This window comes from Bradyrhizobium neotropicale, from assembly GCF_001641695.1.
Classification (GTDB): Bacteria; Pseudomonadota; Alphaproteobacteria; order Rhizobiales; family Xanthobacteraceae; genus Bradyrhizobium; species Bradyrhizobium neotropicale.
In genome coordinates this window covers 123263-140497 of record NZ_LSEF01000052.1, presented here as the reverse complement: position 1 = coordinate 140497, position 17235 = coordinate 123263, and the positions used below count along the sequence as shown (strand labels likewise).

Genomic DNA, 17235 nt, shown 5'->3' with positions numbered 1-17235 from the left:
GGCTCGAGCTCGCGCGCGGAGACGCCGCGCTCGGCGGCGAAACGCGCGGCGAGCCCTTCCAGCGTGCCGCGCAGCTCGATGGAGTCGGAGATGTCGCGCTCGGAGAACGCCTTCACCATGAAGCCGCCGGAGGGGATCGCCTCCAGCAGGCCCTCCTCCTCGAGCCGCACCAGCGCCATGCGCACCGGCGTGCGCGAGGCACCGGTCGTCTCCACCGCCTGAAGCTCGGAAATGCGCTCGCCCGGACGCAAGGAGCCCGACAGGATCTGATCGCGCAGCGCGAGCTGCGCCTTCACGGTCTGCGAGACGGAGCGGTCGACCTCGCGCTCGGCCATGGCCCTACTCCGCGGCCTGCAGGTGCTGCGGCCCGTTTTCCTTCGCCACCATCTTGTCGATCAGCTTGCGCGACCACATCGCGCCGGCGTCGATGTTGAGGTTGTAGAAGACGCGATCCGGGTTCTCGTCCATCGCGCGCTGCTGCGCTTCGAGGATCAGCTCGTCCTCGTGGAAGATACCGGACACGCCTTCGCGGATCTCGGTGGTGATGCGCTGCTCGCCGATGCGATAATTGCGCACGAAGGCCCAGAAATAATGGCAGGTCTTCTCGGTCTCGGGGGTGATGGTGTTGAGCACGAAGCCGTTGACGCCCTGCGAGCGGTCGCCTTCCGGCGCGCCGGTGCCGGTCGGCGCCACGCCGACGTCGATCGCGATGGTGCACGGCGCCTCGAAGCGGATGATCTGCCAGCGGTCGACGAGGCCGGACTGACCGAGCTGCTTGGCCCAGAACGGCGGCGCCTCGATGCCGCGCATCCAGCGCGTCACGGTCACGGTCTTCTCGCCATGGGTGACGTCGAACGGCGCTTCGGCGACGGCCTCGTTGCCGATGGATGAGCCGTGCACGAAGGTCTCGTGGGTGAGGTCCATGAGATTGTCGAGCACGAGGCGATAGTCGCAATTGACGTGAATGGTCTTGCCGTCGCCGGCCCAGGCCGGATCGTGGTTCCAGTGCATGTCGGGAACGAGTGCCGGATCGGCGAGCGCGGGATCGCCCATCCAGAGCCAGATGTAGCGGTGTCGCTCGACCACGGGATAGGCGCGGACGCAGGCCGACGGGTTGATGGTTTCCTGCGAGGGCATGAAGGTGCAGCGCCCCTGCGCGTTGTACTTCAGGCCGTGATAGCCGCAGACGACGGTGTCGCCTTCGAGCCGTCCCTTGGACAGCGGCACCAGACGATGCCAGCAGGCATCCTCCAGTGCGGCCACCGAGCCATCGGCCTTCCGGTACATCACGACATGCTTGCCGCAGATCGTCCTCGCCAGCAGCGCCGGCTTCACCTCGGCATCCCAGGCGGCCGCGTACCAGGCGTTCATCGGGAAGGGTTTTGTCACTGGTCTCTCTCCCACCGGCTTATGAATACGTTATGTATACAATAACGGAGAAAAAGAATCGTTCAAGGCCAAACAATGCTTATTATAATACCTCTTTATCTTTGAGTGTATACAGAATTTGAAGCAGATCCTCGGATAAGAGCGCTTACACCCCGAACACCTTCGCGAGCCCGGCCTGGGCTTCCTGCTGAATCCGCTTCAGGTGCTCCGTGCTGCGAAAGCTCTCGGCGTAGATCTTGTAGACATCCTCCGTTCCGGAGGGACGCGCGGCGAACCAGCCGAAATCGGTCTCGACCTTGATGCCGCCGAAGGACTGGCCGTTGCCCGGCGCCTTGCTGAGTGTGGCGCGGACGGGATCGCCGGCAAGGTCTTTCAGGCCGAGCTGCTCCGGCGTCACCGACTTCAGCACGTTCTTCTGCGCCGCGTTCGCCGCGACATCGATGCGCTCGTAATGCGGCACGCCGAGTTCGGCTGTGAGATCATTGAAGAGCTGGCTCGGATCGCGGCCGGTCTTGGCCATGATCTCCGCGGCGAGCAGGCCGAGGATGACGCCGTCCTTGTCGGTGGTCCAGACCGCGCCGTCGCGGCTGAGGAACGAGGCCCCTGCACTCTCCTCGCCGCCGAAGCCGAAGGCGCCCTTGAGGAGACCATCGACGAACCATTTGAAGCCGACGGGAGTCTCGACCAGCTTGCGGCCGAGCTTCTTCGCGACACGATCGATGATCGAGCTCGACACCACCGTCTTGCCGATCGCGGCGTCCTTGCCCCAGTTCGGGCGGTGCGCGAACAGATAGGCGATCGCGGTCGCAAGATAGTGGTTCGGATTCATCAGGCCGCCGGTCGGCGTCACGATGCCGTGCCGATCGGCATCGGTGTCGTTGGCGAACGCGATGTCGAAGCGGTCGCGCATCCGGATCAGGCTCGCCATCGCGTAGGGCGAGGAGCAGTCCATGCGGACCTTGCCGTCCCAGTCGACCGTCATGAAGCGGAAGGTCGGATCGATCGCCTCGTTCACCACAGTGGCCTTCAGGCCGTAGCGTTCGATGATCGGATGCCAGTAATGCACGGCGGCGCCGCCGAGCGGATCGATGCCGATGTTGATGCCGGCCGATTTGACGAGATCGAGATCGACGACGCTGCCGAGATCGGCAACGTAGGGCGTGATGAAGTCGTAGGCGTGGACGGTCGCGGATCTGCGCGCCTTGGCATAGTCCATGCGCGCGACGCCCTTGAGCCCGTCGGCCAGATACACGTTGGCGCGCTTCTCGACCACGCCGGTGACATCGGTGTCGGCGGGACCGCCATGCGGCGGATTGTATTTGTAGCCGCCATCCTCCGGCGGATTGTGCGAGGGCGTGATGACGACGCCGTCGGCAAGACCCGAAGTGCGGCCCTTGTTGTAGGTGAGGATTGCGTGCGAGATCACCGGTGTCGGCGTATAGCCGCCGTCCTTGTCGATCATGATGTCGACGCCGTTGGCGGCGAACACTTCGATGGCGCTCGCGAGCGCCGGCTCGGCCAGCGCATGGGTATCGATGCCGATGAACAGCGGACCGTTGAGCCCCTTCTCGCGGCGATAGTCGCAAATCGCCTGTGTGGTCGCGAGGATGTGCCCCTCGTTGAAGGTGTTTTTCAGCGAGGTGCCGCGATGTCCGGAGGTGCCGAAGGCCACCCGCTGCGCGGGGTCGGCGGCATCCGGCTTGTTGGCGAAATAGGCGGTGACGAGCCGCGGTATGTTGGCGAGTGCGTCTGGCGAGACCTGCTTGCCCGCCGCGGGGTGAACATCAGCCACTGGAAATATCCTCGTCCTGTCGTGTAGAGATTGCGGGACACCATAGCATCGGCCGGGCGCCCGCCAAGGGCACAACACGCGCGATGGGGTGGCCGTTCCTTGGGCCAACAGGCGCACCACAAACTCCGCTGTCGTCCTGGCGAAAGCCAGGACCCATTACCCCAGGGAGAAGTTTGGCGAAGACTTCCCACCCGGTACTCGCACTTCCTCACATCGATAGACCTCGCGGTATGGTCCCGGCTTTCGCCAGGACGACGATGGGGAGGCATGGTGCGCAAATCCATCAAAGTCGCGCGCCGGTGCATTTCGCGGGATCGTGCTATGGTCCGCCCCATCGGGGCTTTCGAGTCGCTCATGACTCTATCTCACAGACTTTCGCTTCTGCTGATCGCCTGCCTTGCCTTCGCAGGCACACCGACGCGCACCGTGGCCGCGGAATTCTACACCGAGGACCTGCGCATCCCGATGGCGGAGGCCGGGCCGCGGGGGCTGGAAGCCTTCCTCGTCCGTCCGGCGACACCGAAGCGCTATCCGCTTGCCCTGCTCAGCCACGGCTCGCCGCGCAGCTTCGACGACCGGGCAACGATGTCCGCCCACAAATATTACGGCATCGCGCTCGAATACGCCCGGCGCGGCTTTGCCGCCCTGATCGTGATGCGGCGCGGCTACGGCACCTCGCCGGGCGGACGCCTCGACAGCATCGGCAATTGCGCGAACGCAGCCTATCTTCCGGCGGCGACGATCGCGGTCGCGGACCTGCGCGCCGCGATCGACGCGATGGCGCGGCGGAGCGACGTCACGACAACGGGCATGATCGCGGCCGGCCATTCCGCGGGCGGGCTCGCCACCATCGCGCTGACCGCGCAGGCGCCGCCCGGCCTCGTCGCCGCGATCAATTTCGCCGGCGGCCGCGGCTCCCGCGACGACAACGACGTCTGCAATCCCGATGGGCTGGTCCAGGCCTTCGCCACGTTCGGCAAGACCTCGCGCGTGCCGATGCTCTGGGTCTACGCGACCAACGATCTGTTCTTTGGACCCGATCTCGCGCGCCGTTTCTACGACGGCTTTCGTTCCGCCGGCGGCAACGCGAAATTCGTCGCGGCGCCGCCTTACGTTGATGACGGCCACTATCTCTATTCGGTGGTGGGGCGCCCGCAATGGACGCCGATCCTCGACGGCTTCCTGCACGAACGCGGGCTCGGCGGTCGCGACATCCTGAGCCCGCCGGATCCGCTGCCGCCCCCGAGCCAACTCGGCGAGGCCGCGAGAAGCGAGTTCGCGCGCTATCTCGCCAGCACGATGCCGCACAAGGCCTTCGCCGTATCACCTAACGGCGGCTACGGCTGGCGCTCGGGGCGCGCGACGACCGACGACGCCCAGCGCGATTCGCTTGCCGCCTGCATGAAATGGTCGCCCACATGCACGCTCTATACAGTCGATGACAGGCTGGCCGGTCCACAAAGGACGTCCACGGATCAGAGCGCCCGCGCGCGATAGTTGCGAGGCGAACGTGGCGCGCGATCGCGCGATGAATGGCGCTAGAGACGTTCGCTGAGTGCGAGCTTGTAGCCGACGCCGGTGACGGTCGCGATGACCGGCGTGCCGCTGCCGACGAGCTTGCGGCGCAGTCGCGCCACCAGCGCGTCGACGGTGCGGATGTCGACGTCGGCCTGGCGGTTGCTGACCACCTCGATCAGATAGTCGCGGCTGAGCGGGCGGCCGTCGGCGCCGACGAGGGCCGCAAGCAGGTCGAATTCGGCGCGTGTCAATGCCACCGGCTTGCCGTCGCTGCCGAGCAGTTCGCGCCGCGTCAGGTCGATGATCCAGTCGCCGAAGGCGATTGAATTGTGGTTGCGCGCGGCCTTGCGGTCGATCGAGCGCCGCCGCAGCACGCTGCGCGCACGCGCGAGCAGGTCGCGCAAATTGATCGGCTTGGTGACGTAGTGGTCGCCTGCGATCTCGAGGCCGAGGATGCGATCGACGTCGGTGTCGCGGCGGGTCACGAAGATGATGCCGGCATTGCTGATGGCCTGGATTTCCTTGGCGAGCTCGAAACCGTCGCCGTCCGGCAATTGCACATCGAGGAAGACGAGATCGGTGCGGACCCGCAGGGCCTGACGGCATTCCGCGCACGAGCCGGCGCCGACGACATCGAAATTGTGGTCGCTGAAATAGCCGACCAGCATCGTCCGCGTCACCGGATCGTCCTCCACGACGACCAGCCTCTCGCGGCCAGCGGTGCGCACGTCCTGAACTGCGGAATCAGCCACGATAGGTGTCCCGTGTGCAGGCAATCCCGACTGGAGATTCAGCTCGCCGCGTGGCGCGCCGCCATGTGAACGCACATTCACAATATATTCGAGCCCCCGAAATAGCCTGCCGCGATACTAGGCGTATTGCGACGCGCAAACAATATTGACCACGATATCGACGCACCAAGTGTGAACGACCCCACATTTCTCATTGAGCGCATCATCGTCCGTCACCTTCAGCACAGGCCGCGATGCTACGTTCCGACCTGGATACGGAACGACAGCAGCTCTTCCGCGCCCGGCGCGATGTGCATCAAGCCCGGCTTGTCGCTGAATTCGCCGTCGAAGCCCGAAGGACTGGCATAGCCGTGCCAGGGCTCGATGCAGAGGAACGGCGCGCCCGACGGCTTTGACCAGACGCCGAGCTCGCGAAAGCCGGACCAGGACATCGCGAGCCATGGTCCGCGAGATGCGCCCGGCCCGGCCGCATAACGGACCGACGTGCTGTTGATCCGGTCAAAGATGATTGCGTCATCGGCGAACAGCGCTTCGGACAGATCGAGCACTCTTCCCTTGATCGGATTGTGCTCGGTTGCCGCACGCAACAGCCCGCCGTCGAGACGCCGGATCGGAAACGGCTCCGCCTCTGCGAAAGTCAGCGCGTAGCTCTCTTTGGGCACTCCGGGGCGGAGCGGCCAGTTGAAAGCCGGATGACCGCCGAGCGAAGCCGGCAATGTTTCGTCGCCGGTGTTGATGATCCTGAGCGCGATTTCGACACCCGCGGCGTCGAGGACATAGGTCGCGATCAGGCGGAACGCGAACGGATAGAACGCACGCGTCGCCTCGCTGTCATCGAGCACCAGCGCGCAGCGGCTCTCGCCGCGCTCGGCCCACGCAAAGCGCTGGTCGCGCGCAAAGCCGTGCTGGGTCATACGGTAGGTCTTGCCCCCGTGCCGCAACTCGTCATTGGCGAGGCGTCCGACGATCGGAAACAACAGCGGCGCATGGCGCGGCCAGGCCGGCCCCGCCTGCCAGATGAACTCGACGCCGTCTTCATCCCTGAGCGAGCACAGCTCGGCGCCATGCGCCTTGATGGTCGCGGTGAGGCCTCCACTTTGGATCACGTGAGTGTCGTCGGTCATGGGTCGCAGTTTCCGAAACAGCGTCGGTGAACTATTGGGTGGCGATTGGATGGCTCGACATGTAGGCCTCATAGGCTCGCTTCAAACCGTCCTCGAGCGAGATCGTCGCGCGCCATCCAAGCCTTTCGAGACGGTTGACGTTGTATTCGGGGCTCTCGAAGCTGACGGCGACGTGGCTCTGGGCGGCGAGATTGTAGATCTCGGTCGGCCGGATCTGCTGCACCAGGCGGATCAGATTGGTCGAGTCGGCCATGTCGCCGTAATGCATCAGGAACGGCACGTTGCCGACATGCGGGTCCTGATACAGATGATCGACGCGCGCAGTGTTGAACGACGACGAGCGCCGCTTGATGTCATGCACGACATCGCCGAGCGACAACAGGTGCTCGGCGAAATAGGCACCGTCCTGGCCGGTCACGCCGGTGATCAGAGCGATCCGCTCACGCATGGCCTGAAGCCTCACAATTCCTTCAAAAAGTCCGGCGAATATAGGGCCCGGACCGACCGTCCCGGCAAGGCGGATTCCGCACGCAGGCGGCCTTTCTTGGAACATATCGTCCGTTCCGGTCAACCCTGGACAGGATGACGCAAGCGGCAGAACGTCCGCCGGACGAGACGGTCCGGCTCGTCATCCGTTGCGAGCCACAGCTCCGGCGAACTCGCCGGTCCAACATCGTCCGAGCTGACGCCGGTCGCAAATGCGCCGAGCGATCGCACGCAAGGAGCAGCATGCGAATTGAAAACGCTCGCGCGTTGGTTCGACGCGTCTCGATGTCGCCACGTTATATCGCAAAGGAACGGAACCATGACGCACGGGATGCGTCGGATGTCTTGACGCTTCCATTCGACAAACAAACATGCAACAAGGCCGCGACAATCGCCAAGCAGTCGCTTGTGCATTCCAGGATTTGCGGCATCCGCCTGGAGCCAAAACCCCGCGACTTCGATATCCAGTGAGAATCGAGCCGGGCTTCGGAGCAGCGAGTAGATGAGACTGACCTGCGCAAACAGATCAACGCCTCAATCCGCAAAGTCACGACAGCTTTCGGCGATGACTAGTTTCGGGAAGCTTCGAAACGCAAGGCCAGGTGCAGCGGCGAGATAAGATGGACTCCGGTCCGCCACATCGGACCGCCACTTTCTTCGCCTTAGCCGCTTCGGATGAGCGGAGCGGCCCGCTGACTTCCTGCCACACCTCTTCCTTCTCTATGTCTACTCCTCGCGGCGAAAAAGTGACCCTCAGAGGCCCATTCCGTGCGATCGCTTCAATTTTTTTCAGAGCGTTCGATTGACTCATCGTCGTTCACACACGCATCTACTTTGATCATGGCGGAAACGCAGTTACCATTGACGATATTGCATGCTGCCGAGACCATTCGTGGCGGTATCGCGACCTACTTCAATGAGCTCCACGCGCTCCAGCGCACGACTTTCAGGCAAGTTCACTACGTCGTTCCGGCCCTCCACCGCAGCGAGCTCGTCGAGATCGACGACAGGCACATCTCGCCGTTCGAACGCACCGGCAGAAACTTCACGAGCTTCTTCCGGCTGGCGCGCCAGACCGTCGCAGAGGTGCGTCGGCTGAGGCCGGACATCGTACCAAAGGAGCGCCGCAATTTTCGATCGTCATATTTTTGTGTCCAAAAAATGCTTTGCGGATAAATCTTCTGGCCCGAACCGCGTCTCATAGTTGAAAAGCGTCAATGCTTCCTACGATGTGATGCGGTTGCGCCGATTACTTCCGGCGCGTGCTGCGTCCGCCCAGTGGGCCGGCTGATCTGATCACATCGCTGCGTATCGTTCCGGGATGGCGGACAGGAATGGAACCGAACGGATCCCGTGCCCTCCGCCCACGGCCTCGCGCAAAAAATGCACTCTAATGTGGCTGCAGTCCGCAGGATGAAGTTAGTAGACGGTTGAGGATGTATTGGGAAACAACTCCGCTGTCCGCCGAACGAAGCCAGCCAGCTTACCGATCGGCTAGCCGGCTCAGCCAGAAAGTGATATCTTTCTAGCAGTTGTGTGGTGGAAATGCGGTGACGTCCGTGGTCCGAGAAGTCGCCAACGCAAGGAGTAACGGATCTTGATCTTGCTGATGATAGCAAGCGGCGCGGCAGGTCTTTTTTTGGGACGTTTTATTCGTGCATACGCGCTTATTCCAGCGACAGCTCTGATTGTGGTTCCAGCATGGTATCTGGGCCTTGGGTATGGCTTCGCCACTGGCGTGATGGCCTTCGTCATCAGCGCGGTCGTCATGCAGCTCCTTTATTTCGGCAGCCTGCTGACATATCTGCTCATCGAAAACCTCTCGGTGATCGACAGTGTGCAGTCGGAAGCATCTCCACCGCTGCCTGAAACACGAGCCGCGTTTTAGCCGAATCGTTGGCCGCGATAGCCGAGGATTTCGTCGCGTGGCAGTAGCCTGCATTGCGACTTGCCTCAATTCGCGCCAGCTCTGAGCCTGCTGACGAGCGTGCGCGATGCGGATGATCCATGGTTCCCGCGCACTTTTAACCGTTTCGTAAACAGCGGCCCAGATCAGGGAACCGGCCGGGATTTTTGGGCCAGACAATCGGCCTGTCTGTTTGAGCCGCGTTTCCGAGGGTCACGTTGGTCAGATCACCTGTCAGATCACACTTGTCAGATCACTTGGCAGATGACTTGGCCTCATTGTCGATCTTGCCGTCATTCGCGACGCACTTGCTGTAAAAAGCGCGCTGATCACTTCCCGATCCCTTGGCGCTTCCCGCGGCCGGATTTCCGGGCTCGCGTGGAGGGAATTGCTTTGCAGTCAAAGCACTGCATTTTCTGGCGAGTTCCGCGGTAATTGCCGTCGCTCGATCCGGCAACACGCCAAACAGCGTGCAAATAAGCACGACCAGCACGCACGTAAACTTCCAGTTGGCGAACATGACACCCTTCCGTGCTGATACCGCTCGATTGAGCGCGCCATCTTTCCCCGTCAATGCTTCGATGATCTTAGCGGATATTGATCCGAACGAAAGATCATGTTCCGGGCCGCAAGTCGATCCCATCGCGATTTGTGCAGTCAGCGGCGCAGCAAAAGAGCGGATTGTTGAACCATCGACACGGTTTACTCCGACTGCAGGAAACCTTGCCCCTCGAAGCTGGGGAAACCAATTGAGATGAACAGACTTGTCATTTGACTGCCTCGGGTTCGGCAGATGGAGATCTCCGATGCTAACGCTCAGACTCCTGCTGATTGCTCCGCTCGCTGTGGCAACGCCAGCACTTGCGCAAGGCACGCAGCAACATCAGGGTGTTCAGAACCGCTCACAGAATGTCACGACGGGTTCGCGTAGTCCCGTAGCAACCCGGCCGAGCAACCATCCCTTCCAAAATCCCATCGGCCAGGGTGTGCCTCCGGCTGTATCGGTCAACCCCAACCTGAACAGCAACCGGACCAATCGGTGAAAGAGACGCCGCCGCTTTTCGTCCGTGCATTCGCGGCGACGTGCAGCTTCCTACCGGGGTCGGTGGCGGTAGGTGCGCTTCCGAGCGCTATTGGTGAAGCATGAAGTTGTAAAACTCCGCAAGGTGAGCATCCACCGGTGTCGCAAAGTGGAGTAGCTGGGGATGGTCAGTCGGTGGCAATGTTGTTTGGAGGCTGTCGTGCAGCGGTACTGCCGGACCCACCTGGTGATTGTAGGTCTCAAGGCCTGGATGGGTTGCGCCTGCCGATGAATTGGCGTGATCGAAGGCAAAGCCGTCGCCGGCCAGCCGCACGGACATCGGAGCCAGTGCAGGCGGCATCGGCTGCGGTGTAGCTGAGTTGAAATCAAACCCATCCTTGGGAGGATCGATGACCAACGTGCCGCCGCTTCCGTCGCTGGAAAGATTGAACGTCGAGTGAGTGTAGTCGCCGACCAGCGACAGATGCGCCGCGTTGTTTTGAGCATCGACCACGGTCAGCACGCCTCCGGATGTGTTACCCGAATAGGAGGCCGACGTTCCGGATCCGAAGGCAATATCCTTCAGGTCGATCTGGTTCGAGTTGGACGTTGTTCCGTCGCCGCTCAGATGGATCAGCTTTCCCGCGAACTGGGATGAATGATCGAGCACCAGCGTTCCAGTTGCAGCATTGAAGGTGATCGACCCGGAAACGGCGCCGGTCAATTCGAGCTTGGCCCCGGCCTCGATCGTGACTGACTGGCTCATATTGCCCAAGGCCAGGACGACCTGTCCCGAAATATCGAGGACGGTGGATGGTGTGTTGATCACGCCGTCGCCGTTGAGGTCCTGGTGGAAGACGGTCTCAATCGACTTGAGTGACGCGTCGGCTCCGGAGACACTGTTCAGAATCTTGGAGGTGAAGTTCCCGTTGCTGTCGGCGCTCCAGACGGAGTACTGGCCGGAGACCGAATCCTTCCAAGCTACGTCATAGCCTCCTGACGTCGCTTCCGCGCCGATTGGCGACCAGGAGCCGAACTGTCCAGCAACGACGGCGGCACCAGCGTACTTCAACGACGGTCCCCGACTGCCACCAATCGAGTCGAGCAAGTAGGTGTTGCCGAGTTTATCCAGACTGGTCGAGCCGGACGCTTCGATCGATGTCGCCGTTGATGTCGTGTTTGATGTGGTCGAGGTGACCGGTGGCACACCGATCACACCATCGCGATTCAGGTCCTGGTGGAAAACAGTTTCGATCGATTCAAATGACGAACTGGTGGCCGACACGTTGTTCAGGATTTTGGACGCAAAGTTGCCGTTGCTGTCAGTGGCCCAAACCGAGTAATTTCCGGTAACGGAATCCTTCCAGGCCACGTCATAGCCGCTTGAGGTCGCCTCCGCGGCCACGGGCGACCATGTTCCAAACTGCCCCGCCGTGACCGCCACGCCGCTATACTTCAGCAGGACCGCAGCGTCGGCATTCGACATGTAAAAGCTGGTTCCAACCTTGGTGAAGGACGTCGTGCCGATCGCCTCAACCGTGGCGCCGACCACCGCCGCGAGGACATTGGAGGATGCGCTTTGATTGCCAACCGCGTCCGTCGCGGTCGCGGAGAGCTTATGCGGACCTGTGGCAAGCGCGCCGGTATTGACGCTCCACGTACCGTTGGATGCCGCTACCACGGTGCCCAGCAGCACCGCGCCGTCGTACAATTTGACGGTGCTTCCGGCTTCTGCTGCGCCGGAAGCGGTGATGATGCTCCCGGATGCAAGCGTGGCCGAGATGAAATTTGGCGCCGTGGGCGGCTGCGTGTCGACTGTCACGCTCAACGCCGCCGATACGGCGCTGAGATCGCCGACGGCATCAGCGGCCTTGGCGGTGAACACGTGGCCGCCGTCGGCCAGCGTTGCCGTCGCAAACGACCAGGCGCCAGTTGCATCGGCGATCGCGGTTCCAATCAAGGTTGCCTGGTCGAAAATTTCCACGGTGACGCCGGCTTGGGCGCTTCCGGCCAGGGTCAGGTGATTTGCCGCAGTGAGGCCCGATGCGGCCCCACTGCTACCGGCGGCGAATGAAACCGTCGGCGGCGCCAGCCCCGTCATGGTCATCGGCGTATTCCAGTCCGTGACGAACGCGAAGTCCGATGAGGTCATTTGGGTGACGCCGACGAGATTGAGCGTATCCGAGCCTCTCGCGTAGTGGACGGTCCACACGTCGCCAACGCTTGTTAGGTAGGCAGAGGCGTCATAGCCCTTCAGCAGCAGCTCGTCGTGCTCGGAACTGTTGGTGGTCAGAACGTGGAAGTCGGCGATCGTGACGTTGCCGCTGACAGGGGTATAGACGAACGTGTCGTTACCCGCGCCTCCTGATATCCAGTCGTTGCCGCCGCCACCGTTGAGGACGTCGTCGCCGCTCGAGCCCACAATGCGGTTCGCGAGCTGGTTGCCGGTGCCGGTGAGCCCGCCCATCATCAGGGTCAGGTTTTCGACGTTGTCCGGCAGTGTATAGGAGGTCCATGCTTCGGCACTGTCGATGCCGCCGCCGGGATTCTCAATGATTTTCTGGTTCGCGTTGTTGACGACGTAAGTGTCGTCACCGGTCCATCCGACCATCGTATCGTCGGTGTTATACGCAGTAATCTTGTCGTTGGCCGAGGTGCCGTAGACCATGTGGCTGCTGGCGCTTCCGTTGATCCATGATGTGATCAGGCCGCCGACCGGCAGTGAAACAGGAAGCTGGAAATCGTTGCTGGTAAAGGACGCGATCGTCGTGTTGCGGAAAACAAGGGTGTCCTGGTTCGTCAGCGCCAGATAGACGTCGTTCCCGACCTGAGTCATCGCCCCCTGGATGTCACTGAACGAGGTGAAGGCGAAGCCGTTGAGCTGAACGACGTCGTGCCCCGCCGCCGAACCTGGCGTGAAGTCGGTGATGATGTCCGAACCGTCGCCGGCATTGATGACGAAGGTATCCGCGCCGCCGCCGCCGGTCATGACGTCGTTGCCGAGCCCGCCGGTGATGATGTTGGCGGCATTGTTGCCGATGATGATGTTGGACTGGGAATTGCCCGTTGCGTTGATCGCAGGCGAGCCCGTGAGCGTCAGGTTCTCGACATAGTCGGGAAGCTTGTAGGTGACCGATGACTTTATCGTGTCGATGCCGCCGCCATAGCCCTCTACGACCTTGGCGTTTGGATCGGAGACGATATAGGTGTCGTCGCCAGCGCCGCCGCTCAGGGTGTCGGCGCCCCCTGCTCCGTCGATCAGATCATTGCCGGACGTGCCGGTCAGGGTGTCGGCGCTCGCGGTCCCGGTGATCGTGTTGATCGGCGTTCCGCTGGCGAGCAGCGTATAGTTCGCAAGCGAGTATTCCGGCAGTTGATACGCAGCAATCGAATTGATCGACACTGTCGCGGTCGCATCGGGGGCGGCATTGCCGGCCCAGCTCCCGCCCATGGCAAGGTTGGCGATCATGTACATCGCGGTATTCATGTCCGAGGGTGTGGCCACCTGCCCCACCTCCGCGCCATCCACGAAATAGGTCAGTGTGTACGGTGTCCATTCCACCGCGAAAGTGTGCTCGCCTGCCGTCAGGTTGGCGGTATTCGCCCAATTCCCCTGATCAGGTGTGGTCGAGGATCGGAGACCCCAATGAGACTGGTCAGGATGTGTGCCGAGGGCTTCGAGCACGTCGAGCTCCGTTGCGAGACCGTGCGTGTTGGTGGGCAGCATCCAGAAAGCAGGCCACGCGCCGGGCGTGCCGGACAACGTGGCGGTCATCTGAAAATAGCCGTAGGTCTGGGCGAAGCTGTTCTGCGACGAGATCATGCCCGACGAAAACTGGTGGTTGCCGACATAAGCCGCGTCGCTCGCGGGCAGCGGCTGCGCCGTGATGACGAGATGGCCGTTCTGGATCGAGAACGGATCAAGGCCAAGCGGCGCCGAGGCGGCCTGGCTTCCCGGCAGTCCCGAAAAGCTCGGGTCGACGTAGACCTGCTGCTCGCCCGCGAGCGAGTAACTCGTCGCGCCGCTCCAGGCATAGCTTGTGCGCCACGTCAGATGCGGATCCTGGCCCGCGGAGAGCGTGTTGAAATCGTCGTTGAAGGTCTGCACCATGTCGGCGCGCGGCGTGACGATATTGACGTTGGCCGTGGTAAAATCCCCGACCTTGGTATTGTTGAGCCTAATATTTTCCCCGCTGCTGAGCGTAAGGACGGTGTCGGTGCCGACCTGCTTCATGGCGGCGGTGACGTCGGCAAGGGTGTGGAAACCGGTGCCGTTGAGCTGCAAGATGTCTCCGCCGGCGCCGGTCTTGAAATCGGTGATGACGTCGTTGCCGTTGCCGACGGCGATGACAAAGGTGTCGATGCCGGCGCCGCCGTTGAGCACATCATTGCCCTTGCCGCCATCGATGATGTTGTTGCCGGAGTTGCCGATGATGATGTTATCGAGATCGTTGCCGGTCGCCGGCGATGCATAGTTGCCGCCCAGAATCAGGTTTTCGACATTCGACGCATTGACGAGGCTGTAGCCGTCGATCATCCCATCGTTGATAGTATCGATACCCTGGCCAGCCTGTTCCACGACCTTCGTGTTGTGGTCGTACATGAAGTAGGTGTCGTCGCCCGCGCCCCCGATCAGGGTAACCCCGGTTCCGAGCGCCTGCAGGGAGTCGTTCATCGCGCTGCCGATCAACGTACCGCCAGCCTGTACGGTGAGCGCCGCCGTATTCGGCGGAGCGCTACCCTGAAGCGGATTGTCGAGGACGACGTTGGAGGCGACGAGAGAGGAGAGCGTGAGGTTCTGCAACGTCAGGATTTCGGTGCTCGACAGGGTGACGACCGTATCGGCCCCCACCTGCCTGGCAGCCGCAACGAAGGTTGCGAAGGTTGCGAAGCCGTAGTTCTGGACACGCAGGACGTCACCACCAGCGCCGGCCTGAAAGTCGCTGATGGTGTCGGAGCCGTAGCCCTTCGAAATCGCGAAGATGTCGCTGCCGGCTCCGCCGGTAAGAAGGTCGTTTCCAGTGGCTCCGAAGAGAATGTCAGACCCAGAAGTTCCAACGATAATGCTCGCGTAGGTTTGGTTTGTTGTCATGACGGGAGTTCTCCTTCGCACCACAACCAGCACGAAGGCGTTCACACCGGTTTATGAAATTCGGGAAAACTTGAAGCACGCGAAAGAAAGCGCGACGCCTCACTCAGGAACGTCGTCAGTGCCGCATCTACGTGCAGTCCATTGCGCGCAAGTTCCTCGAAGGGAACAGCAGCAATGCTTAGATCTACTCAGAGCGTTACTTTCGTCATGCACACCGGCTTCGCAATCGCGTTTCCTACTCTTCGTTTCATCCTAGGACTAACGGGTGAGAACATGATCGCGCGATGCCGACGCGCGCAATTGCGGACCTTCGACATCTCGATCCGCGCTGGATTACCGCGCGGCGGCAAGTTCAATGTCGAGTTCCGACGGCGCCCACCCGCAGGTTCCGGGAAAAAAGGCTGCTGGAGTCCGCCAGCAACTTCGTTGGGGGCCCCTCCGCGCTAACCCGGCCGGCCTCAAGGCACACCACGTGGTCTGCGTCGAGCACAGACTCCAGCCGATGGGTAATGAGCAACAAGCTCCGGCCTTTGAGCTGCTGCTGGATTGCGTGCTTGACGCTATCCTCCAGTGAGCGATCGAGCGCGCTCATGGCCTCGTCAAGGATCAGGAACTCCGGATTGCGGACAATCGCCCGGGCCAGTCCAATGCGCTGACGCTGTCCGCCCGAAAAGCGCATGCCATGCTGCCCGATCCAGGTGTTGTACTTGTCGGGCAACGCTTCGACGATCTCCGAAATGCCGGCCACACGCAACGCGTGCAAGATCTCGCCGTCCGAGGCGTCATTCTTGGACATGCGCACATTGTCGATCACGGTGCCTTCGACCAGGTCGACGTCCTGGCCGGCAATCGCGAGCAGGCCAAGCCAATCGGTGCGGCGGAGGTCTTCGAGGGGACGGCCGTCAACCCTGATGCTTCCTCCGGTCGCCGAATAAAGTCCAAGCAGGAGGTTCACGATCGTGGTCTTACCCGCCCCGCTCGCGCCGACGAGCGCGGTGATCTTGCCCGCCGGAATGTCAAAGGACACGTCGCGAACCGCGGGCTCGGATCCGGCGTCGTAGCGGAAGGTCACGTTGCGAAACGAAATGCTGTCGCTCAGCCTGCTGATCGCCAGGCGCCCCGGCTTCGGGTATTCCTTGTCGTCCGTCGCCAGCATGAGACGGATGGAGCGCAGCTGTGGCTCGATTTGCGCCATATACAACAGACTGGCCTCCAGCTCCCGCACATGCGGCTGCAATCGATAGAGCAAGGCGACCGCCGTAAGACTGGTCGCAAACCCGATTCCCCACATGTCGGCGGACGCGATGACGAGGCAAAGCACCACCAGGTATCCGATTTCCGTAAGCGGAGAAACCAGCCCGGAAAGGCGCGCAAGTCCCAGCGCGACACGGCGCGCCTCCGCTGACCCGCACTCAAAGCGTTCCTGGTGCGCCCTCTCCTGACCATACGCCCGGATCGTGCGCATGCCCTGAAGTGTCATCAGCATATGCTCTCCCAGCCTCTGATGGGCCAACTTCACCCCGCCGCCGAGCTCCTGAATGGGTCTGGACAGGTAGCGCAGCCCGGCAGACGCGACCAACGACGCAGCGATGGCCATAATCGTAATCTTCACCGAGAGCGCAAAGAGAAACGACACAAAAAGAAAGATCGAACACGAGCTGACGATGATGCGGGTAAGGCTGCTATAAGCCGCCGAGATCAACCATGTCTCCGTTCCGAGAACCTCCATGAGATAGGCCTCGTCGTGGCGCTGAAAGAACTGATATGAGGTCGACAGATACTGCAGATGGACGCGATTGCGCGCGACTTCATTGATCTGCTCGCCAACGCGCGCGCTGATCAGCGTATTGGCGAAAGCTAGGGCGCCGCGCAAAATGATGAGAAGCAGCACCACCAGAGCGGTTTCAGCCGAGCTGTGAAACCAGCCGGTCGCATGTCGGAGCGCATCGCCCAAGATGCCGCTGGTCGACGTGGTAAGCTCGACCTGCCCCATTGCGAGATAGAAGAAGAGCAGCACGAGCGTGATCCCGACCGTTTCCGCCAGCGACGAGGCCAGGCCGAGAACGATCAGCACGGGCGTCGCCCAACGCGGTAGCGGAGCCACCTTGAGAAGTCGCCACAGTTCGGCCAATGCCGCGCGCCGCGCTGCTCTCGG

General features: G+C 61.9%; 11 protein-coding genes and 1 pseudogene. 3 read left to right on the top strand and 9 right to left on the bottom strand.

Annotation, left to right across the window (positions count from 1 at the left end):
• The 3 genes from AXW67_RS44130 to pgm form a co-directional block, all read right to left on the bottom strand.
• Positions 1-335 (bottom strand): GntR family transcriptional regulator (locus AXW67_RS44130; RefSeq protein ID WP_245315594.1); only part of this gene is annotated, 335 nt, incomplete at its 3' end.
• A gap of 4 nt (positions 336-339) precedes the next feature.
• Positions 340-1389 carry an aromatic ring-hydroxylating dioxygenase subunit alpha gene (locus AXW67_RS17725; protein WP_027552908.1) on the bottom strand — a complete coding sequence of 350 codons (1050 nt, stop codon included), beginning with the start codon at positions 1387-1389 and terminating at the stop codon, positions 340-342.
• A 145-nt stretch (positions 1390-1534) separates the two neighbouring features.
• On the bottom strand, positions 1535-3181 hold the full coding sequence (pgm, locus tag AXW67_RS17720) for a phosphoglucomutase (alpha-D-glucose-1,6-bisphosphate-dependent) (protein ID WP_063678893.1): 1647 nt from the start codon (positions 3179-3181) through the stop codon (positions 1535-1537).
• Between the two features lie 354 nt (positions 3182-3535).
• On the opposite strand from pgm, the gene AXW67_RS17715 reads away from it, so the two are divergent.
• Positions 3536-4678, top strand: coding sequence for an alpha/beta hydrolase family protein (locus AXW67_RS17715; RefSeq protein WP_063678911.1), 1143 nt, complete (start codon positions 3536-3538; stop codon positions 4676-4678).
• A gap of 41 nt (positions 4679-4719) precedes the next feature.
• On the opposite strand, the gene AXW67_RS17710 is transcribed toward AXW67_RS17715, so the two are convergent.
• The 3 genes and pseudogenes from AXW67_RS17710 to AXW67_RS17700 all read right to left on the bottom strand — a co-directional run.
• Positions 4720-5532, bottom strand: a complete 813-nt coding sequence (locus tag AXW67_RS17710; protein ID WP_063678892.1) for a response regulator transcription factor — start codon at positions 5530-5532, stop codon at positions 4720-4722.
• A 155-nt stretch (positions 5533-5687) separates the two neighbouring features.
• The gene (locus AXW67_RS17705) at positions 5688-6575 is read right to left on the bottom strand and encodes an aldose 1-epimerase family protein (protein ID WP_063678891.1); all 888 of its coding nucleotides are present in this window, start codon (positions 6573-6575) and stop codon (positions 5688-5690) included.
• Between the two features lie 133 nt (positions 6576-6708).
• Positions 6709-7023: pseudogene (locus AXW67_RS17700) on the bottom strand (GDP-mannose 4,6-dehydratase); the annotation flags it as partial.
• 878 nt (positions 7024-7901) lie between these two features.
• On the opposite strand from AXW67_RS17700, the gene AXW67_RS17690 reads away from it, so the two are divergent.
• Both AXW67_RS17690 and AXW67_RS41975 read left to right on the top strand, forming a co-directional pair.
• Positions 7902-8237 carry a DUF1073 domain-containing protein gene (locus tag AXW67_RS17690; protein WP_145927684.1) on the top strand — a complete coding sequence of 112 codons (336 nt, stop codon included), beginning with the start codon at positions 7902-7904 and terminating at the stop codon, positions 8235-8237.
• 421 nt (positions 8238-8658) lie between these two features.
• On the top strand, positions 8659-8949 hold the full coding sequence (locus AXW67_RS41975; protein ID WP_145927683.1) for a hypothetical protein: 291 nt from the start codon (positions 8659-8661) through the stop codon (positions 8947-8949).
• A gap of 271 nt (positions 8950-9220) precedes the next feature.
• On the opposite strand, the gene AXW67_RS17685 is transcribed toward AXW67_RS41975, so the two are convergent.
• The 3 genes from AXW67_RS17685 to AXW67_RS17675 form a co-directional block, all read right to left on the bottom strand.
• A complete protein-coding gene (locus AXW67_RS17685) occupies positions 9221-9487 on the bottom strand; it encodes a hypothetical protein (RefSeq protein ID WP_245315593.1) in 267 nt (88 codons plus the stop codon).
• A gap of 610 nt (positions 9488-10097) precedes the next feature.
• The gene (locus AXW67_RS17680) at positions 10098-15125 is read right to left on the bottom strand and encodes a family 16 glycosylhydrolase (RefSeq protein ID WP_145927682.1); all 5028 of its coding nucleotides are present in this window, start codon (positions 15123-15125) and stop codon (positions 10098-10100) included.
• A 307-nt stretch (positions 15126-15432) separates the two neighbouring features.
• The gene (locus AXW67_RS17675) at positions 15433-17154 is read right to left on the bottom strand and encodes an ABC transporter ATP-binding protein (protein ID WP_245315592.1); all 1722 of its coding nucleotides are present in this window, start codon (positions 17152-17154) and stop codon (positions 15433-15435) included.
• Positions 17155-17235 lie beyond the last annotated feature (81 nt).

Bases quoted from the DNA above. Each gene is read 5' to 3' on its own strand.
- AXW67_RS17715 (WP_063678911.1), top strand. From the start codon at position 3,536: ATGACTCTATCTCACAGACTTTCGCTTCTGCTGATCGCCTGCCTTGCC.
- AXW67_RS17705 (WP_063678891.1), bottom strand. From the start codon at position 6,575: ATGACCGACGACACTCACGTGATCCAAAGTGGAGGCCTCACCGCGACC.
- AXW67_RS17690 (WP_145927684.1), top strand. From the start codon at position 7,902: ATGGCGGAAACGCAGTTACCATTGACGATATTGCATGCTGCCGAGACC.
- AXW67_RS17685 (WP_245315593.1), bottom strand. From the start codon at position 9,487: ATGTTCGCCAACTGGAAGTTTACGTGCGTGCTGGTCGTGCTTATTTGC.